The 19,581-nt window shown below is 46.0% G+C and carries 16 protein-coding genes, 8 tRNA genes and 1 pseudogene; 2 read left to right on the top strand and 23 right to left on the bottom strand.

Annotation, left to right across the window (positions count from 1 at the left end; all coding sequences use genetic code 11):
* Nucleotides 1-108: 108 nt before the first annotated feature.
* A complete protein-coding gene (locus LQV63_RS29810) occupies nt 109-870 on the top strand; it encodes a kanamycin nucleotidyltransferase C-terminal domain-containing protein (RefSeq protein WP_233699433.1) in 762 nt (253 codons plus the stop codon).
* 120 nt (nt 871-990) lie between these two features.
* Here the strand turns inward: LQV63_RS29810 and LQV63_RS29815 are convergent, their stop codons facing one another.
* The 23 genes and pseudogenes from LQV63_RS29815 to LQV63_RS29920 all read right to left on the bottom strand — a co-directional run bounded on the left by LQV63_RS29815 (nt 991) and on the right by LQV63_RS29920 (nt 18,354).
* A complete protein-coding gene (locus tag LQV63_RS29815; RefSeq protein ID WP_233699434.1) occupies nt 991-1,281 on the bottom strand; it encodes an LCP family glycopolymer transferase in 291 nt (96 codons plus the stop codon).
* Nucleotides 1,218-1,622: an LCP family protein gene (locus LQV63_RS29820; protein ID WP_233699435.1), complete on the bottom strand. Its 405-nt coding sequence runs from the start codon at nt 1,620-1,622 to the stop codon at nt 1,218-1,220. The genes LQV63_RS29815 and LQV63_RS29820 overlap by 64 nt, the downstream gene beginning before the upstream one ends.
* 97 nt (nt 1,623-1,719) lie before the next feature.
* Nucleotides 1,720-2,565: a DUF2785 domain-containing protein gene (locus LQV63_RS29825; RefSeq protein WP_233699436.1), complete on the bottom strand. Its 846-nt coding sequence runs from the start codon at nt 2,563-2,565 to the stop codon at nt 1,720-1,722.
* 35 nt (nt 2,566-2,600) lie between these two features.
* Entirely contained in the window at nt 2,601-3,098 is a 498-nt protein-coding gene (locus LQV63_RS32265; protein WP_407672991.1) for a hypothetical protein, read from the bottom strand.
* A 330-nt stretch (nt 3,099-3,428) separates the two neighbouring features.
* Nucleotides 3,429-3,632 (bottom strand): annotated as a pseudogene (locus LQV63_RS29835) (TnsA endonuclease N-terminal domain-containing protein); the annotation flags it as partial.
* Nucleotides 3,633-3,763: 131 nt separating this feature from the next.
* Complete coding sequence (glmS, locus tag LQV63_RS29840; protein ID WP_233699439.1) at nt 3,764-5,599, bottom strand: glutamine--fructose-6-phosphate transaminase (isomerizing); 1,836 nt, start codon at nt 5,597-5,599, stop codon at nt 3,764-3,766.
* Between the two features lie 888 nt (nt 5,600-6,487).
* Complete coding sequence (glmM, locus tag LQV63_RS29845; protein WP_019419000.1) at nt 6,488-7,831, bottom strand: phosphoglucosamine mutase; 1,344 nt, start codon at nt 7,829-7,831, stop codon at nt 6,488-6,490.
* 51 nt (nt 7,832-7,882) lie between these two features.
* The gene (locus LQV63_RS29850; RefSeq protein ID WP_233699440.1) at nt 7,883-9,310 is read right to left on the bottom strand and encodes a CdaR family protein; all 1,428 of its coding nucleotides are present in this window, start codon (nt 9,308-9,310) and stop codon (nt 7,883-7,885) included.
* Entirely contained in the window at nt 9,303-10,127 is an 825-nt protein-coding gene (gene cdaA / locus LQV63_RS29855; protein WP_019419002.1) for a diadenylate cyclase CdaA, read from the bottom strand. Before cdaA ends, LQV63_RS29850 begins: the two co-directional genes overlap by 8 nt.
* Before the next feature lie 298 nt (nt 10,128-10,425).
* Entirely contained in the window at nt 10,426-11,043 is a 618-nt protein-coding gene (locus LQV63_RS29860) for a zf-HC2 domain-containing protein (RefSeq protein WP_026010823.1), read from the bottom strand.
* 218 nt (nt 11,044-11,261) lie between these two features.
* Nucleotides 11,262-11,828: an RNA polymerase sigma factor SigW gene (gene sigW / locus LQV63_RS29865; RefSeq protein WP_019419004.1), complete on the bottom strand. Its 567-nt coding sequence runs from the start codon at nt 11,826-11,828 to the stop codon at nt 11,262-11,264.
* Nucleotides 11,829-12,110: 282 nt separating this feature from the next.
* Entirely contained in the window at nt 12,111-14,903 is a 2,793-nt protein-coding gene (gene ppc, locus LQV63_RS29870; protein ID WP_233699441.1) for a phosphoenolpyruvate carboxylase, read from the bottom strand.
* A gap of 368 nt (nt 14,904-15,271) precedes the next feature.
* Nucleotides 15,272-15,345: transfer RNA gene (locus LQV63_RS29875), tRNA-Gly, on the bottom strand.
* Between the two features lie 7 nt (nt 15,346-15,352).
* Nucleotides 15,353-15,429: transfer RNA gene (locus LQV63_RS29880), tRNA-Pro, on the bottom strand.
* 17 nt (nt 15,430-15,446) lie between these two features.
* Nucleotides 15,447-15,523 (bottom strand) — tRNA-Arg (locus LQV63_RS29885).
* Between the two features lie 7 nt (nt 15,524-15,530).
* Nucleotides 15,531-15,605, bottom strand: a tRNA-Gly gene (locus LQV63_RS29890).
* 185 nt (nt 15,606-15,790) lie between these two features.
* Nucleotides 15,791-15,934: a hypothetical protein gene (locus LQV63_RS29895; RefSeq protein ID WP_233699442.1), complete on the bottom strand. Its 144-nt coding sequence runs from the start codon at nt 15,932-15,934 to the stop codon at nt 15,791-15,793.
* A 767-nt stretch (nt 15,935-16,701) separates the two neighbouring features.
* Nucleotides 16,702-16,775: transfer RNA gene (locus LQV63_RS29900), tRNA-Gly, on the bottom strand.
* A 7-nt stretch (nt 16,776-16,782) separates the two neighbouring features.
* Nucleotides 16,783-16,859: transfer RNA gene (locus tag LQV63_RS29905), tRNA-Pro, on the bottom strand.
* A 16-nt stretch (nt 16,860-16,875) separates the two neighbouring features.
* Nucleotides 16,876-16,952 (bottom strand) — tRNA-Arg (locus LQV63_RS29910).
* 6 nt (nt 16,953-16,958) lie between these two features.
* A tRNA-Gly gene (locus LQV63_RS29915) sits at nt 16,959-17,033 on the bottom strand.
* A gap of 224 nt (nt 17,034-17,257) precedes the next feature.
* Nucleotides 17,258-17,389 carry a (2Fe-2S)-binding protein gene (locus tag LQV63_RS32270; RefSeq protein ID WP_407672992.1) on the bottom strand — a complete coding sequence of 44 codons (132 nt, stop codon included), beginning with the start codon at nt 17,387-17,389 and terminating at the stop codon, nt 17,258-17,260.
* A gap of 320 nt (nt 17,390-17,709) precedes the next feature.
* Nucleotides 17,710-18,354: a LysE family translocator gene (locus LQV63_RS29920; RefSeq protein ID WP_233699443.1), complete on the bottom strand. Its 645-nt coding sequence runs from the start codon at nt 18,352-18,354 to the stop codon at nt 17,710-17,712.
* A 628-nt stretch (nt 18,355-18,982) separates the two neighbouring features.
* Here LQV63_RS29920 and LQV63_RS29925 point away from each other — a divergent pair.
* Nucleotides 18,983-19,420 carry a hypothetical protein gene (locus LQV63_RS29925; RefSeq protein ID WP_019419065.1) on the top strand — a complete coding sequence of 146 codons (438 nt, stop codon included), beginning with the start codon at nt 18,983-18,985 and terminating at the stop codon, nt 19,418-19,420.
* Nucleotides 19,421-19,581 lie beyond the last annotated feature (161 nt).

Genomic DNA, 19,581 nt, shown 5'->3' on the forward strand with positions numbered 1-19,581 from the left:
CAAATTCTAAGAAAACGCGAGCATTTAAGAGAAAAGTGATTCTTCATAGAGGGAGGTTAGTTGAAGGGATGATAGAATATAAGGAATTACAACACCAGGAGGACTTACATGCTACCTTTTCCAGCTGAAACTAGTCGAAATGAGAAATTGGATTTTATTAATGAGATAAAGAACAAGTTATTAGATAAATACGAAGAAGACATTGAGGCAATCGGTATCTATGGTTCAGTTGCTCAAGAAAAAGAGGGTCCTTATTCAGATATAGAATTGCACGTAATTAGTAGAGATGGAGCAAATATACCTAGCCGTGAATTAATTTATCATCCTTTTAAATTAGAGATTTCTACAAAGCAGAAATCAGAATGGTTAGATCAAGCAAGTGCGGTGGACGATGGATGGGCGATTAAAGTGGGTAGCTTCATACATATTACCTCCTTGTATGATCCAAAAGGTATATTTAATAAGACGAAAGAAATTGCACTCTCGGTACCTGAAGAAGCATTTAGAGAAGTAATAGCAGAATTTATGATTTGGGAGCCGTACGAAACTATGGGCAAGATTCGTAATATCCGAGTTTCCAATAACCTCTCTTATCTGCCCCGTGCTGTTTTTGATTTCACGTGGCAAATTGCTAAATTGATTGGATTGATGAATAAACAATATTACACCAGTAGAGCCGTGACTCTGGAAGAATCCATAGAAAAACCAATTAAGCCAAAAGGATATGTTGAGTTAGCAAAAAAAGTAATAAGTGGTGAGCTATCTGAAAAAGAAGAGCTCTATCTACTTTGTGAAAACTTGTGGTTTGGCTTGAATAATTTGCTTAAAGATCTAGGAATTGAATACCGAAGCGATGTTTTAGAACTGTGACAGTCTATTATAAAAAGTACCAAAAGCATTGAACTAACTGGGAACGTTAGTTCAATGAAACAGCGACAGGCAAGGACTTTATTTTCTCGTCCTTGCCTGTCGCTGTTACAATTTCTAAAGTCAGTCTAAAACTTGTTTTATGGAGTCTGGCGGTACGACAATTCGAAATGCCGCGTGGAATAAAGACAACCAGTTATTAGTAATTCTATCAACATTAAATATTGTACCTATTGAAATTAATTGCTTAATTACCGCTTCTATAAGTTGCCTTTGTCTTTCATCTCGTGAATAGGTTGAATTGACATCTCTCAACCTCATATGAACAAAAGCAAGAGCCTCCTCTCCATTTAATTGATCTTGACCAGGGCTGAAATAAATTTTCTCGTCATTGTTATAAATGTTTTTTTCCAAAATCCTTCTTTTATATCAATGTCAACACCACCAATGACATCGATAATATCTCGAAAACCATCAAAATCTATAGCAACAAACTTATCTATAGGTATATTAAGCAGGTTTTCAATCGTTTCTACTTGAAGTTTTTCAGCTCCATAATCGGTGATTGATCCATAGGTATATGCTGCATTTATTTTATGAATACCAGAATAATCTCCTGTATTTTCAATATTGACACGTGTATCCCTTGGAATAGTCACCATAGTCATTTCGTTTGTATTTGGATTCAATGTCATAACAATTTGTGTATCCGCTCGTCCGTCTTTACCACCAGTTGTGGTGGGTGGTACTTCCATTTTACCAAAGGATGGTTTCTTTTTGTTTTTCTTGACATAAAAAGGGGCAATCCCTCAGCCAATCTTCCATGACTTTTGGGACAGCCCCTCTACTCCTTTAACTGATAGAAAACCTGTTCAATTTTGCCTCAGTACCAAGCATGACAGTGTTAAGCTCATTCCCTCGGCTATCTTGTCCCCTTCTGAAATAGAGACTGCGTAAAAAATTCTTGCTGTTCACGCGAGCAATCACCTGACTGCGACTTCTCGGCAAATTGCAGCATTGCGCTAAGCCGCTAATCCAATCAGCGATTTCTTGATGTGGAAGTAACTCTTTGTCAATCATCGTATCCACGATGTTGACCAAGCGCTCATCATCCTCATCGCTAAAAATGTGTCTACCATTATGAAGCATGCCAGAAATAGCGACAAGAACCTCACGCAGCATTGCGACGCTGCTCTCCTCGCACTGCACCAGCTCGACAAAAACATCCGCACCGTGAGACACGCTGTGAGCCCAGCCTCCTACTGAAAGGTAACCTCGCAGATCCTTCTCCTCTTTATAATAACGGAGCATTGCATGCATTAATTGCTCAATTTCCGCTTGATTGAAAAATGGATTCTGTCTGTGGCGTTGCACAATCAAAGCGATAGGCAAGGCAGAGAACGTCCTTGTAAAAACTGACTGATCATCCTCGCTGCCAATATTATAGAACAAATGGTTCTCATCAGTCAGAACAGTTAAGAGGCTACGCAACTCCTCTCCACTGAACCTATTCTCTTCCTTAATCCACATATAAAACATCGGATAAATCAGGTTATCCCGTAATTCTGGCTGAGGATCGCCAATATATTGAAGTAACAACGGTAAGAAATCTTGATGCTGCTCACCTTCGCGTAACTGATACTCATCCTTCTCAATTCTTTGCAAATCCAGCATCAATTTGGTCCTTGTATCGCTCATTTTCCCATCCCTCTCATCATTCGTTCACTCGCCCATCATCTAATTTCTTTTCCACATATGTTGAGCCCCAACCCTCTAACCACCTTTTCATTGATTTTTAGGGTTTGTCCATGACCTAGAATCTGGATAGTGTAGTGCCCCTGTAAAAGGGGACTGAATTGCATAGCTATCTTTGTTTGTAACCGTTGCCACTGTCGCATCACTACTTCTCCAGAGTCCCTCTGGGTCATTATCAGGATTTTTATACTTCGAGTTAGTAGAATCTTCTCGTGGTAATACCCCTGTCTTGGCAATAGATTTATCTTTAGCATATACCAATACGTACTCTGCAGCCGTTGACACATGCTTACTATCATTTTTAGGAAATAAGACTTTTGCCAATTAATAATCTCTATTCTATTTTCCTCACCAAATACTTCATTCATCATCATTCCTAAGTGAAATAGTTCATTATCATCAATACATATGGCTATTACACCAGTTGGTTTAAGCATTTTCCACATCATATGAAGACGTGGCATCATTGCTTTCATCCACTTTGTATGTTTAGAACCATCATCATCAGAAATCAGAAACTAAAGTCCCAAGGGCTGGGGCATTTGGATCGCTATCCCACTCATCATTATACCGGAAATAATGCCCAGTATTATACGGTGGATCTGTCAAAATTAAATCTACTTGTTCTCTATATTTATACAAGGTGACCATCCCCTGAAGATTTTCGCCCTCAAGAATTATATTTCTAGACTGCTGTTCTTCAGTCCCTACACATAATTTTCTATTAACTCGAGTTACTCTTGGCCTTACCTTTTTATAAATCTCTTCTGCTGTTCGCTTTCCATAAAAGCTTAGGGATACCCCTACTCAGTTAAATAAAAATAATTGCGTTCTAAATCCGACAGAAATTCATGCTGTCTGTTTGTTTTTATTCCTTTTAAACGAGTTGAACGACCCTTTGAAGATACATCTTGAATCTTTAACCAAGGTTTATAATCTACTCCAATACCGGTCCCTCGACCTTGTTTAATCCACTGTTCAATCTCAGATGTTCTTTTTCTTTTCGACATAAAAACACCCCTTTAGATAGTCATATCTAAAGGGGTAAAACGATTCGACTTTTTTCAAAACGGTTTAACTTTTTTATAAACGGTGCAACTTTATTTCAAATCCACAAAATCAAAACAACATCCTACAACTTTTACTCCACCGTCACGCTCTTCGCCAGGTTGCGCGGCTTGTCAACGTCATTGCCGCGTGCCAAGCTGGCGTAATAAGCGATAAGCTGCATTGGCACGACCGAGAGCGCTGGAGCAAGCCGCGGAAGCGTCGTCGGCAGGACGAACATGCCGTCGACTGCCTTCTGCACCGCAGGAGCGTTCGCTTCGTCGGTAATCGCGTAGACGACACCGCCGCGCGCCTTTACTTCCTTAATGTTGCTCACCATCTTCTCCACCAGCGCAGACTGGGTAATCAGCGCGACAACCGGTATGCCCTCCTCAATCAGCGCAAGCGTACCGTGCTTCAATTCACCTGCAGCATATGCCTCGGAATGAATGTAGGAGATTTCTTTCAGCTTCAACGAGCCTTCCAAGGCGACCGCATAGTCGAGGCCCCGACCGATAAAGAACATATGGTCGTGCTGCGCCATGTCTTCCGCCACCCGCTTCAGCTCGTCAGCCTGCTCCAGGATACGTTCCACCTGCTCCGGCAAAGCTTCCATCGCCGCCAGCTGCTCCTGAATCCAAGCCTCTTCCTTTGTGCCTAACGACTCAGCCATGTACAGGCTGAGCAGCATGAACGCAACCAGCTGCGACGTATACGCCTTCGTCGAAGCGACGGCAATCTCCGGGCCTGCCCAGGTGACGACCGTATCGTCCGCTTCGCGAGCGACCGAGCTGCCGACCACGTTCGTGATGGCCAGTACCGTTGCGCCGCAGCGCTTTGCTTCCCGGAGCGCCGCGAGCGTGTCCGCCGTCTCACCGGATTGGCTGACGACGATGACGAGCGTCTCTGGCGTAATAATCGGGGACCGATAGCGGTACTCCGACGCGACATCTGTCTCCACCGGAAGACCTGCGCACTGCTCAATGAGCGTCCGTCCGACAAGTCCCGCATGGTAGGCCGTACCGCAAGCGACAATATGCACGTTGCGGATGGCCCGCAATTTCGATGCCGACACATGCTTCAATTCCGGCAGCTTGATTCCACTGCGTTCTTCCTTGATTCTACCGCGCATCGTGTCGCGATACGCTTTGGGCTGCTCATGAATTTCTTTGAGCATGAAATGGTCGTAACCGCCTTTTTCTGCAGTCAGCGCGTCCCAATCGACAACAATCATTTCCCGAGAAATAAAATTCCCCTCTAGCGTCATCAATTCGACAGCGTCCTTAGTTAGGACCGCCATTTCTCCGTCATTGAGAATGTACACTCGACGCGTATATTGCAAAATAGCCGGTATATCCGATCCAATAAAATTCTCTCCATCACCAATACCGATAACGAGCGGACTGGCGAATCGGACTGCAACCAGCTTCTCCGGTTCATATTCGGTCAACACGGCCAAGGCAAAGGCTCCGCGCATATGCGACGTTGCCCGCTGTACCGCTTTCACGATGTCTCCATCATATTCTCTCGCAATCAGATGGGAAATTACTTCCGTATCCGTCTCCGAGACAAAGATATACCCGGCCTCGATAAGCTCCTCTTTCAGTTCCATATAGTTCTCGACGATACCGTTATGGACGACAGAGAACTTCATGGCCTCATCCGTGTGCGGATGCGAGTTCACATCCGACGGCTTCCCGTGCGTAGCCCAGCGCGTATGACCGATGCCTACTGTTCCTTGCAGCGGTTCATCCTCCAGGCGCGAAGCAAGCACTGCCAAGCGGCCCTGGGCTTTGCTGATCTGCAAGCCTTGTGGCGTAAACACGGCAATGCCTGCGGAATCATAACCCCGATATTCCAGTTTGCTTAATCCGTCCAACAGCACCGCTTGAGAATCCCTTGTTCCGATATATCCGACAATACCACACATAATCCATATACCTCCGTCATGCTGCGTTCTGGACGAACGTGCACACAGAAGTCATGCTGCTGGCCATACAGGCGTATGCATTCAATGATTTATGAGGTTAAAGATAACACCGCAACATCCTGCCCATGGAAAACGTCAAGAGGAGATTACACACTCCGTACGTCTTGCAAGCACAACAGCAATATAGGATAAGGATCCCTTGAACTCTGTGCGCTCCGTCCATCCATGAGGCAGCCCATTTTTTTATATTAAACGTTCATCATATTCACTAATTGATTTCACATTCACCTTCGCAAGCAGGCGTTGTGCGACAAGTCGCCTCGTCGTTTTCCGCTCTGCCATTACGGTGCCGGTGACACACCGGGAGGTCCCCGCCGATAATTTCGAACACCTCCACCTCGTCCACTTGCTGCAGATGTCGAATCTGCCATCCAAGTGCTGGCGCTTTTAACACAGTTCCCGCTTTATTTTACGTCCTGCCTCTATCCTCACTCTCTATTCTGAAATGAAACTTGCACGATTAGACACGTTACTTCACGCAGCGAAGTTCAAAAGACAAACGCTGCACCGAGTCTAGCTCCAATGACACGCCGGCTTCTTGCATGAGCTATGGAAGTTCGACAGTCTTCTCATCGCTCCGTCTCAGAGGAACATGCTTATTATTATATGCATTTCGGTTTTCGTTGGCAATGGGTACACAATAATAGGAAAAAAGCCGCCTTTCTGACAGCATGATAAAACCTCTAACGAGGCCTCTCGAAGATGATCGACCGCGTTTAAAGGCAGGCTTTATCGGCATAAGGAATGTTTGATTTCGCTCTATCGCTTCACAGAACGTAAACATTCCTTAATGGTCAGAAAAGCAGCTTGATTCCTTCGTTTACAATATTAGCTCAATTCCTTCTGCACAACGTCAGCAATGCGCTTTACATACGCTTCGACGACGTCTGCATCTGGGCCTTCCGCCATGACGCGAATAAGCGACTCCGTACCGGACGGACGCACAAGAACGCGCCCGTTATCACCGAGCTCCTGCTCCACAGAGGCAATGACTTCTTCAATTACAGCATTGTCTTTGTACTTGCTCTTATCCCCGACACGCACATTGACGAGTACTTGCGGATACTTGCGCATAAGCGATTTCGCTTCACCCAAAGTCTTGCCGCTGTTGATTAACGTATCGACAAGCTGGATGCCCGTCAGCATTCCGTCTCCAGTCGTATTATGCTCAAGGAAGATGACATGTCCAGACTGTTCTCCACCGAGATTGTATCCGCCACGTCTCATTTCTTCCATGACATAACGGTCACCGACCGCGGTCTTGGCAGTGTTCAAGTCTAGCTTCTCTGCCGCCTTGAAGAAGCCGATGTTGCTCATCACCGTCGTTACGACTGTATCGCCCTTCAACCGGCCGGCACGTTTCATTTCGTGTCCACAAATGAGCAGAATGAAGTCTCCGTCCACTTCTTCCCCATGCTCATCAATCGCAATCAACCGATCGGCATCGCCATCGAACGCAAGTCCGAGATGCGCCCCTTGACGCACAACCTCTTCCTTCAACTGCTCCGGATGCGTTGATCCACAATCCGCGTTAATATTCAATCCAGTAGGTTCCGCCCCGATAGCAATGACCTCTGCACCGAGTTCCTGGAACAAACGTGGAGCCAGCTCATATGCCGCCCCATTCGCGCAATCAAGCACGATGCGCAGGCCTTCGAAGCGGTTCAATACGGTGGATTTCAAGTACTCCACATAGCGCCATTTCGCTTCCGTATCCGTAGTGACAGTACCGAGACCTTCACCAATTGGACGTGGCAATTCATCCGTCTCCGCATCCATGAGACGCTCGATTTCAAGCTCTGTCTCATCCAGCAGCTTGAAGCCGTCAGCTCCGAAAAATTTGATGCCGTTGTCCTCTACCGGGTTGTGAGAAGCGGAAATCATAACCCCTGCATCCGCGCCCAATACCCGCGTCAAATATGCCACAGCGGGAGTCGAGACGACTCCAAGCAGCACAACATCCGCCCCAATAGACAACAGGCCTGCCGTCAAAGATGATTCCAGCATACGTCCGGAGACGCGCGTATCCATCCCGATTAGCACCTTCGGCTTGCCTGAGGCCTCGCCGGTCAACACATAACCGCCGCAGCGGCCAATTTTAAATGCGAGTTCCGCGGTCAATTCTTGATTCGCAATTCCGCGTACCCCATCTGTTCCGAAATATTTCCCCATAGTCTTTTCTCCTAACCTCTATTTAGATGTACCGTTATTTTATGCATTTCGTCATGATGATTGATCATTTTCGGAATTCAAATCAGGAGAGGTATCGTTCGTCTCCGTCGAAGTTCCTGCGTCCTCCTGTACGGCCGGCTTATGCTCCTCTTGTCCCGTCTCACTCTGGCTTCCCTCTGAATTGCCGGCATCCCCTCCCGTGGGAGGGGTCGGTTTCGTATCGGGCTCTGTCGTTACGGGCGTACTATGATCCTGGATTATAATCGTCACCGTAAGCGGTATATTGTCCGCACGTCGAACAAATCTTGGAAGATTGACTTGAAGATTCACCGTATGCTTGCCCGGAGGCAAATCATTTACGTTCGCAATTAATTGAATATCTCCGGCCTTCAGCTCATCAACTAGGCTCGGTGCGCCGACAACTGTGACATCCATCTTGCGGGTAGCCGGTTCCGCAACCGTCGTCTCCAGCCGGTCATTCTCCCCTGTTAATATGATAGGCACTCCGGAAATTACTCTTTGCTTCACGCTCGAAATTTGTAAGTCGACGGTAATCTCACTCGGTTCTATTTTCTCAATGTTCGACGGAGGCGTCAATCTCACATTTAATTTATATACACCCTCGGCCTTAATCTGACGCAGATCGACCTGCACCCCATCGAAGAATTCAAATTGATCCAACGCTTCCTGTGGACCGTATAATGTAATCTGGTTAACATCAGGCGTAAGGGTCGATACGGCCAAGCCATCCGGCAATTGACCCGTCAAATTCACCTGCAGTGGCACGCTCTTGAACGGCTTCGTGATCGGTATTTCGACCTCTACCACGGAAGGCGTCATAACCGCGTCCTGAATCTCCTGACCTTTGGAATTATATGCGGTCAGCTTGACCCGCTTCAACATAACGGACTCATTTGCCTTACCAATGTTGACCATGGCCGTCACCGATTTGACCTCAGCCATACGGGATGCAGGAAGCGTCACATGCACCCGGTTCGACGGGCTGACAATTGGCGTTCCGGCTTTGTAGCCTGCTGCCGCTATTCCTTCCGTCTTCACCCGCACTTCAAATTCCTTCGTCTGCACATCCTCCAGATCGACCGTTACGCTCGACGGCAGCATGGAGACAAGCTCGATGCCTTGAGGGAATTCATGGTGAAGCGGAACTACATGTCTCCCTGTACCATACCCGGTCAAATCCAAAGTCACTTTATAATCTTCCGGCAAAGCGGCCGCAATGGTCGTTCGTTTCCCGCGAACTTGAATGCGCACCGTTTCTGGCTTCATTGATTTAATGACCTGCTGCTGCGTATCCAGTCCTATCGTCCGTACCTGAACGCTGTCAATCCATCGTGACTCCATCAACGGTGGCGTCGTTACAGCCGTAGAATCGTCCTTATGTACTACGGCGAAGAGCAAAATACCCAGGACTAGCGCTATCACCTTCGCTGCATTGTTATTCATTAGCCACTTATCCATGATGCTCACCTTTTCGCTTCCAGAACAATCGGCGTTCTTTCTTCGTCTTTGGCTTCAATTCCTCGAATAGCTTGGAAATAAGCGATTCCTCTTTAATGTCTCGTACTACTTGTCCATTCATCGCTAAAGATACCTGCCCGGTCTCCTCCGAGACGACGACAGAAATAGCATCGCATACCTCGCTAATCCCGATGGCAGCGCGGTGTCGTGTTCCCAGTTCCTTGCTGATAAAAGGATTCTCCGACAATGGCAAATAACAGGCGGCTGCCGCGATATGACCTCCGCGTACAATAACCGCCCCATCATGCAGCGGGGTGTTCGGGACAAATAGGTTAATCAGTAGCTCCGAGCTAATGCGCGATTCCATCGCAATGCCCGATTCGGTATATTCATTAAGTCCCGTCGTGCGCTCGAATACGATCAGCGCTCCGATTTTTCGACGCGACATATAATTAACGGATTTAATTAACTCGCCGATGACTCTTGCGGTTTCATCCTCTTCTGCAATCAGACGGCCGCCGAAGAACTTGCCTCGGCCTAATTGTTCCAATGCCCGCCGCAGCTCAGGTTGAAAAATAATGACAACCGCAAGCACACCAAACGTAAACATCTGATTCATCAACCATTTCAACGTATACAAATCAAACCACGTACTAATGGCCCATGTGATGACGAGGATAAAAACCCCTTTCAGCAACTGTACGGCACGGGTTCCGCGGATGAGAACGAGTAACTTATAAATAATGAAGCTGACGATTAGAATATCGATAATATCTTTAATCGTGTCTTTCCACGTCATATCCGTAAAATAATTCATGCAGGTACCCCCGGCAATTCCCTGATAAGATCCTGATAAGAACATCTTTCTCTCTACGTACTAACTATATACTTTTCGATGAGCTGACGCAAAACTCCTTTTCATATGAGAAAACCTCTATCGAGGCCTCTCGAAGATGAGCGGCCGCGTTTAGAGGTAGGTTTTATCGCCATACGAAATGTTTGGTTGCGCTTTATCTCTTCACAAAACTTAAACATTCCTTAATGGTAAAAAAACTCTCCTACATTTATCGCAGGAGAGTTGTGGTACGATACGAATGATTTGCGCACTCGCCCGGTTATGGCAATGAAGGCCCTGAACCGAACAGATTCGTAATCTGGTACCAAATCCAGCCTAATGCTTCGTCGATTTGATGAACCGAGCCCGAAATGTTCGCCGTAGATGCTTGGAACACTTTGCCGTCAATGACCGTTACATCACCCTGTACTTGACCATATACCTCGGCCATTCCATTGTGAATCGTCAAATCACCGGCAACCACTTTGTCTGAGGGAACAATAACTTTGTTATTCTCGATAACAACACCGTCCAAGTGTGCTCCTTTGACCATAAGCTGTTTATCTGCATTCCACATGCTAAGCGCACTTGTCATCATGACCAATACAAAGACGGCTGCGACCGTGATAGCCGGGTGTCGCTTCACCCACACCAATAAAGCACTTTGCTGCCTTGGCTTCGGAATGACACTCATAATTCGATCGGTTAAATCATCCGATGTCGGCTGCAAACGATGATTGAATCCGTACAGCAGGCGGTCCGCCTCTTCTAATTGACGAAAACGCTCACGGCAAGCCGGGCATTCAAGCATATGCGCTTTGAGTTCTTTCGCACATTCTCGGTCCAAATCGTCATCTAGTAAGTCGTGCATTAATGAGACGGCTTGTTTGCAATCCATTTGAGCCAATCCTTTCATGGAGTTTCCAAATAGAAACGGCTGTACCACCGTTAATTGCAAGGGCGGAATGTATGTGCAGGATGAAGCTCGTTCATCCAAAGTAACCCGCATGCTCCGCTCTTGTCCGGTTCCATGCGTAGGACGCACGTTATGCCGGTTTGATATACGATACGACTTGAGATCAAAATAGTTTCAAACTTTTAACCCGCTATTATTTGTCAGATTTTCCGTTCGAGCTTTTTGCGGAGAAATTCACGTCCCCGATGGACCCTCGTCTTAATCGTCGTGACAGGCATATCCAGCACGTCGCTAATCTCTTGCAAGGACATATCCTGCAAGTAGCGAAGTATCATCACCGTCTTATACTTGGCTGGCAGACTGTTAATAGCCTCATGCACCATGCGCTGTGTTTCGCTCACAATCAAATACGACTCCGGTGTCCGGTCGTCGCTTGGAATCATCGCGTAGCCGTCAATGCCTTCTTGTTCAGTCATCTCCGCATCCAACGAATAGCTTGGCTTACGCTTGCGCAGACGGTCGATGCATAAGTTCGTCCCGATACGATATATCCAGGTCGAGAACTTCTGATTATCATCATACCGATCCAGATTGCGGTATACTCGCAAAAAGGTATCTTGAACTACGTCTTCCGCTTCATGCCGATTGCTCAGCATGCGGTAGGCGAGGTGAAATATTTTATCTTTATATAGTTCGACAATCTCGGCAAACGCCCGCGTATCCCCTTTTCGAGCCAATCTCACGAGCCGTTTTTCTAACGTATCCAACGGTCTCCCTCCATCCTCACTGCTCGTTACGCCGATGTCTTCTACAATCATTGAGGTACAATGACAATGCCGGACATCGTAAGCAGGAATCCGAACCTTGGAGCACCGTCATCTGTACTCTTCCCATCCACTTCTGCTCGGTTCCTGGTCATCGCTGCACCAGTCGTTCCTATGCATAAACACAGGAAAAGTCGAGTCTTGATTGCTCAAGACTCGACTGCATCGTCGCTACTTCGTGCTCCAGTCGAATCGATGAATAGCCACTGCACATGCCCGTCATCATCAACCCGTGTTTCGAAGTCCTGCTGCAATGCCGTTAATTGTCAATAACACTTCCCGCAGCAAAATCGGATCGTCTTCCTCAGCTTCACGCAATTCACGCAGTTCGGCCAGCAGTTGAACTTGCATATAGCTCAGCGGGTCCACATACGGGTTGCGCAAGCGAATCGACTCCTGAATGACGGGAACGTTATCTAGAATTTCTTCTTGTCCGGTGATTTGCAGAATCAAATCAGTCGTTAATTTATGTTCTTCTTCAATTGCTGTAAAGATGCGCTCCCGGATCGTTTCATCTTTAATCATATTGGCATATTCTTTCGCAATGACCAAGTCTGCCTTGGCGAGCGCCATTTGCAAGCTGTCGATCATTGACTGGAAGAAGGAATAATGCTGGTACATGTCCCGCATAATCTCCATATTCTCTTCTTTGCCTTGATAAAAGCTTTGCAATCCAGTTCCTGCCGCATACCATGCCGGAAGGAGATAACGGCTCTGCGTCCACGCAAACACCCATGGAATAGCACGCAAATCTTCGAAACGATCGCTGTTCTTCCGCTTCGATGGTCTGGAACCAATGTTTAGCTCCCCAACTTCAGGAAGCGGCGTCGATTCTTTGAAGTAAGTCAGGAAGCCCGGATCGCGGAAAATTAAATCCTGATACTTTGTCAAAGAAGCTTGCGAGATATTCTCCATTAGTTCTTTCCATTTGGACTCATACAAATCCGAATGCGGCGTACGTGCCAGCATAGCCGCTTGAATGAGCGCAGAGGTAGCTTGCTCCAAGCTGCGGTAAGCAATGCCCTGCATCGAATACCGCGAGGACAATACTTCCCCTTGCTCCGTTATCTTAATGCCACCGCCAATCGTATGAGGCGGTTGAGCCATAATACTTCGGTTGAGCGGCATTCCTCCGCGTCCTAAGGCACCGCCGCGACCATGGAAGAACTTGAGCTTCACATCATAGTTCTGAGCCATTGCGGTCAATTCCTTAAGCGCTACGCGCAGCTCCCAGTTCGCGGTGAACGCGCCGCCATCCTTGTTGCTATCTGAATAACCTAGCATAATTTCCTGCATGTCATTCATGGCGCTGACGGCACTGCGATAAATCGGAAGATCGAACAACGTCTTCATAATGCCAGGCGCATCATGCAAATCCTCAATGGTCTCAAAGAGAGGCACCGCTTGAAGCGTGCAATGGATAGCGCCGTTCGCTTCTTGACGGAACAAGCCGACTTCTTTCGCCAACAGCATGACTTCAAGGACATCGCTTGCCGCTTCCGCCATACTGATAAGATAGCTCGTGATGCACTTGACCCCGAATTCCTTCTGTGCCTCATAAATCGTAACATATACGTTCAGGCACTCCGTCGTGGAATCGCTATATTGAATATAAGGCGAAATCAGAGGACGCGGGTCGTTCAGCAAACGGTTCAGCAGTTCAATCTTGTCTTCTTCGCTTAGTTGGCTGTAGTCCTCGACAATATTCATATTCGCCAATATTTCCGTCATTGCATTCTCATGTTCCTTGCTATGCTGACGGACATCGAGCGTTGCCATATGGAAGCCGAACAGCTCCACTTGGCGAATCAGTTTACTCACATTTGTATCAGCTACATAATCTGCAAAATGGTGACGCAAGCTGCGGTCAATAATTTTCAAATCTTCCACAAATTCCATCGGCATACGGTAACGCTGCAAGGTGTCTTTCGTGGACTCGTCGGAGATGTTATTCAACTTCTCCAACATATAGGTCAACTTGATACGATATGGTTCTTTTTCATTGTTCCAGAATGGAACGTATTTCAACGTTACGTTCTCCCGATCCTTCGCAATCGAGCTTAACAACTCCTCAGATACTTGAACGATGCTTGTGCTAAAGCTTAATGTGCGGAATAATTCTCTTAATCGTTCTTCATATTTGCGAACGGCCAGGCCACGGTGCATCGTTAATGTCTCCCATGTGACGGAAGACGTAACCGATGGGTTGCCGTCCCGGTCCCCGCCAATCCATGAACCGAATCGGAGGTAAGTCGGAACGTGCCATGCTTGGGTTGGATAATATTTATCAAGGCAACGCTCTAGCTCTTGATACACGTCAGGTAGAACATTGAACAATGTTTCATGAAAATAGTACAGACCGTTTCGTACTTCATCCAATACGGTAGGTTTACGATCGCGCAATTCATCCGTCTGCCACAGCGTAATGACTTCATTGAGCAGCTTATCGCGCAATTGCTCCCGTTCACGGTAGGTGAGTGTCGGATTATCTAACAGCATGACGTCTTCGGCGATGCGTTTGTGAATATCGAGAATCGCACGACGCATCGCTTCAGTCGGATGAGCCGTAATGACGAGTTCCAAAGAAATGCTTTCAAGAATTTCTTGCAACTCATTTTCCGAAACTTTCCGCTCTTTCAACTCCAGAATGACACCCTCAATGGAGCCCGGCTGTACCGTCTCCCCGGCAGAGCGCTCGTAATCACGTTTGCGTCGAATCCGATGATTCTGTTCCGCAATGTTTACCAGCTGAAAATAGATAGCGAATGCACGAATCACTTGATGTCGAATTTCAGGGTTCAACGTATTGATCAGCTTTTTGAACTCTTCGTATAATTCAGGCAAAAATACAGCACGTAATGATTTGCTTAATTCCCGAATTTTCTCCACAATGTTCAGCAGTTCATGACCGCCTTGATGGACGAGTACTTCGCCAAGGATATTTCCCAGAAAACGAACGTCCCGCCGCAACAAGTTATTTGAATTGGTTTTGTTTGCGGTTAACGTATGGTCAGTCATTCGTCTCCCCCTATCTCTGCATATTCAGTTCGCACTGAATTGGGCTTTCCTAACATCATACTACAAAATCAGACTAAAATCTTTACTTTTACATGAAAAAATCGTACATTCGTTCTGTATCCCCTTACATTAGTTCGGATTTACATATACAAAAAAAGACCTTTCAGTGAAGGTCTTTATGTACGTTATGGCATGTTTATGCATTTCAATCTAAATGGAGCGGGTAATGGGAATACTCAAACACCGCTAATCCAAAGCGAGTCTTCGACTCGTCTTAGAGGAAGTGTTGACGCGCGTCCTGCTCTGCATTGCTGCGAAGCTGTCACGGACGGTCGAACCCATGGCTCGCTTCCGGCTAAAGATGTGTATGGAGCGGGTGATGGGAATCGAACCCACGCTACCAGCTTGGAAGGCTGGAGTTCTACCATTGAACTACACCCGCGTATGAATGGTCGGGACGACACGATTTGAACATGCGACCCCTTGGTCCCAAACCAAGTGCTCTACCAAGCTGAGCTACGTCCCGATCGCTTAATTAAAAAATGGCGCGCCCTGAGAGATTCGAACTCCCGGCCTTTTGATTCGTAGTCAAACGCTCTATCCAGCTGAGCTAAGGGCGCATATTTCTGGAGCGGACAACGGGATTCGAACCCGCGACCCTCGCCTTGGCAAGGCGATACTCTACCACTGAGCTATGTCCGCATTTCCGTAACATAAACATATTACCACATTGTTCGATACATTTCAACATTTTCTTTACACAAGCTTTACTGCCAGGAGATGCCCCTCCGCTTCCCGTTAGGACCCCGCCTCAAAAGATAAGTTTCTATTGGCTTTATCATTATTCATTGAGAACAATAACCATACTTTTATAACCAGACAGCTATCTAGCTCCAACGCACACGTCCTCTATCCTGCTTATGCCCGATATCTCCATTCCATCCCGGATCATCATTATGCCGTAAGCCGAACGGCAGCAGAACATCCGCACATGGGGGTGTATATGCCCAAGTAAGCAGCACCGCCGTCACACGTCATACCTTCGTTCTGGGGAAAGGTCTCATCAACACGTTATTAACACATTTTTCGTTGAGGTGAGATGGGAGCCAGATTAGAATACTATCGTCCTTGAATCTTAGTGTTCCTTTACCTTCCACAAAGAGAACTATGCTCATTCTAATCCTTTGCAACACTCTCCCCTCCATTCAGTACAATTTATGCTGTTCCCTTGCATTTTTCCTACTGCTAAAAGCTAACTCAGAATGGGAACGTTTTTCCATATGATGAATATAAGAACTACCACGGCCACTTCTCGCATCTGGTGATGAATCCTTAGTTTCAGACACATCAACCGCAGCATGACCAAGTTGATGTACCTCACACCTTAACGGGCCGCAACAACCTCTAATATAGCTTCTGAACTAACGGGATAGCGGCTTAAAGTGCTGCAAAAGTGTACAGTTACCGACACGTCACTTCTGATTCCACTTATTCTTTTTCTCAAGTATATAGTCGTCATGGTACATGGCATGCATCATGCTTCTGCCGATTCTGAACCAAAGGAATAGTGAAGCTAAGCACTTAATTGGGAATGCTACGGGTCATAACAAGCTAAACATCCCGTCGCTTGCTCTCGTGTGCCACCAATATCGGCATCTCTCATAGCGATCCCGGACGCGCGTCCTACTTTTCTTATCCATTGATGTCTTCACGGACGGTCGAACCTCTCGTGGGTTCACTCCCCCACATCCGCACCACATCAAAAAAACCACCTATTAGGTGGTTATCTTGTTAATTATGGAGCGGGTGATGGGAATCGAACCCACGCTACCAGCTTGGAAGGCTGGAGTTCTACCATTGAACTACACCCGCGTATAAATGGTCGGGACGACACGATTTGAACATGCGACCCCTTGGTCCCAAACCAAGTGCTCTACCAAGCTGAGCTACGTCCCGATCGCTTATTTAAAAATGGCACGCCCTGAGAGATTCGAACTCCCGGCCTTTTGATTCGTAGTCAAACGCTCTATCCAGCTGAGCTAAGGGCGCATATTCTGGAGCGGACAACGGGATTCGAACCCGCGACCCTCGCCTTGGCAAGGCGATACTCTACCACTGAGCTATGTCCGCGCATATCGCTGCAATCACGTTTTTAGAAGCGACAAGTAATAATATATCATAATGCCGAATCAATTGCAACACTTTATTCCGCATTTCTTAATGACATTAAATACCTTGTCAAATAATTCTCTCGCTCATCTTATGCAATAGTGCAAAATTAATTACATCTAAACAAAGAAGCGACAAGTAATAATATATCACAATATCGAGTGAATTGCAACACATTTTATTTATTAGTTCATTTTGGCACAAATATGTTGTTTAAATATCTCTTCTCGTTCTTCTTCCGTTACATGTGGACACGTTGTGCAATTCATCTGGCGAGGAACCCGGAATTTAAGACAGCACACTTCGCGTACACACACTTATTCCGCAGTACGTAGCGGATGTTCCTTTATTTCGTAGCGAAACGCCAGCGGATTGGTTGCAAATTGCCGTATAAGGCGCCAGGTTCCTCTTGTACCACCCACGTTCTATCTGACTCCATAAGACGCTTCTAAAGGTCGTTCTTTGCCTCACTAGCCTACTTATCATACTAACTTATCAGCAGGTTCGACACGTTCCCCCATAACGCTGTTCCCACTTCATACACCGAGACTATCTGTACGTTAGATAATGTGGATACTTTGTGTATATGAAAAGCAGTTGCGACTTTTATCCACAATTGATTGCAATTGGACTCAAATTAAGGCCGCTGCTCCAACGCCACTTTAAGGCCAAATCCAATCAGCACTGCTCCTGTTACTCGTTCAATCGTTTTATGGACGGAGGGCTTTTGCAGCCAACTGCGAAACGCATGAATAAAATAGACGAATATGAGCAACCACACAATTAATAAAAAGGCATAAATAAGTCCCATGGTCAGGTACTGAGTAAAGGAAGCACTGTCCGCACGAACGAATTGAGGCAAAAAGGTAAGAAAAAACAAAGCTACTTTCGGGTTTAGTACATTCGTTAATACGCCTTGGGAAAAACACTTTATAACCGAGCTGCCGCCCACTGGAACGTCTGCATCTTCCACAGAAGGCTGTGCAGCTTTTCCCGAGCTTGAACCCTTTGATAGGAGTGAACTGATGCCTAAGTATATCAAGTAAACAGCCCCGGCCCATTTAACCGTCTCATACAACACCGCGGATTGAGCCAACAATACGGACAACCCCATCGCTGCTGCACAGGTATGAATAATAATGCCGGCGGCGGTCCCTGCCGCGGTTGCAACTCCCCCGCGCTTCCCGTGAACAATCGTGCTTTTCGTGACCAACGCTGTATCAGCACCCGGCGTTAAAATAAGAGCGACAGACATCATTAAAAACATGGTGAATTGTTCCAATAACGAAACCTCCCTAAACGAATAAAACAACTGGGACGGATTGCTTAAAGGACTCTGTCTGCAATATGCCAACAAAGTCCTTAATTGATTCCTTTTCAATATTATCTTTTAAGTACTACCACATATTCCCCTAAAATTGTCATAGCTCAATATTACCATTGCCACTATCCAGTTACAATTACTCCCTAGGCGTTTATCATCTCAGAAAAAAAACCTTGTATCCCAAGGGTTTAATGATAATGGTGCGCGTGGAGGGACTTGAACCCCCACGTCGTTAAACGCTAGATCCTAAGTCTAGGAGATGTGTTTCACTCGTTTCGCCTAAGTCTTGATACATAAGGGTTTGTCGGTTATCCACAGGGTTTTGTTTTCCTCTGTTTTACCCTGTTCGTTAACAAGTCCGTTAACAAATCCGTTAGCATGGTTAGCAACTCATTACGTCAGTTAAATCGTGTTTCTTCCTATTATAATGTATGTTACAAAATTGTACCTAATTAATGCCAACAAGTAAAGCCTCGAATAGTTCGGGTCTTCGTCACAGATGGGACTCATCTACAAAACAATTTGATGGTTATATATGGTATATTAGGGATGTACACCATTATAATACATTTCCAAGGAGGTTACTATGAAAAAATCGTTAGTCGTCATTTCAACAGTGCTGATGTTATCAACATTTACCGGTTTTGCTTCTGCTGCGCCTGATTCAACTAGAATTGCACCAACTCAATCAGAAACTCTTTCAATCGAAACCGACTACGAAGAAGGAGATGTTCATCACGTTGGGTACGATTCCTTCCAGAGCTCATTTACTGCAAACATCCATGCTGGAAGATTTATGGATCTTTATGTAAAAAACGATGGTCCAGGAACAGTGTACATGACGTTAATGAAAGATGGAAGAACTTATGCGGCAGACATTCCGATACCTTCAGGCCAACAAAAAATAGAGACAGTTGGGGTCTTTGGCGGCATTATTAATGAAAAATGGGAAGTATCCATTAATTCTAAAGACGGCCATAATATGGACTTCCAGTTTAAGATAAGACAATATAGAAACAAATGATCAAAAAAAAGCCTCGGACTAATTGATATTATCCCCTTTAAGTAGACAGTGTGTAAAAAGCCCACTATGGTTTACTTGGAGGGGATTTTTCATGGGCGAAATGATGCTATATAAGTTGAACGAAAGAAGATAGCATTCAAAGTCGAACGCATAGGCGGTCA

This window comes from Paenibacillus profundus, from assembly GCF_021369635.1.
Taxonomy (GTDB): domain Bacteria; phylum Bacillota; class Bacilli; order Paenibacillales; family Paenibacillaceae; genus Paenibacillus_B; species Paenibacillus_B profundus.

Bases quoted from the DNA above. Each gene is read 5' to 3' on its own strand.
- LQV63_RS29810 (WP_233699433.1), top strand. From the start codon at position 109: ATGCTACCTTTTCCAGCTGAAACTAGTCGAAATGAGAAATTGGATTTT.
- LQV63_RS29820 (WP_233699435.1), bottom strand. From the start codon at position 1,622: ATGGAAGTACCACCCACCACAACTGGTGGTAAAGACGGACGAGCGGAT.
- LQV63_RS29825 (WP_233699436.1), bottom strand. From the start codon at position 2,565: ATGAGCGATACAAGGACCAAATTGATGCTGGATTTGCAAAGAATTGAG.
- LQV63_RS32265 (WP_407672991.1), bottom strand. From the start codon at position 3,098: ATGAAAGCAATGATGCCACGTCTTCATATGATGTGGAAAATGCTTAAA.
- glmS (WP_233699439.1), bottom strand. From the start codon at position 5,599: ATGTGTGGTATTGTCGGATATATCGGAACAAGGGATTCTCAAGCGGTG.
- glmM (WP_019419000.1), bottom strand. From the start codon at position 7,831: ATGGGGAAATATTTCGGAACAGATGGGGTACGCGGAATTGCGAATCAA.
- LQV63_RS29850 (WP_233699440.1), bottom strand. From the start codon at position 9,310: ATGGATAAGTGGCTAATGAATAACAATGCAGCGAAGGTGATAGCGCTA.
- cdaA (WP_019419002.1), bottom strand. From the start codon at position 10,127: ATGAATTATTTTACGGATATGACGTGGAAAGACACGATTAAAGATATT.
- LQV63_RS29860 (WP_026010823.1), bottom strand. From the start codon at position 11,043: ATGGATTGCAAACAAGCCGTCTCATTAATGCACGACTTACTAGATGAC.
- ppc (WP_233699441.1), bottom strand. From the start codon at position 14,903: ATGACTGACCATACGTTAACCGCAAACAAAACCAATTCAAATAACTTG.
- LQV63_RS29925 (WP_019419065.1), top strand. From the start codon at position 18,983: ATGAAAAAATCGTTAGTCGTCATTTCAACAGTGCTGATGTTATCAACA.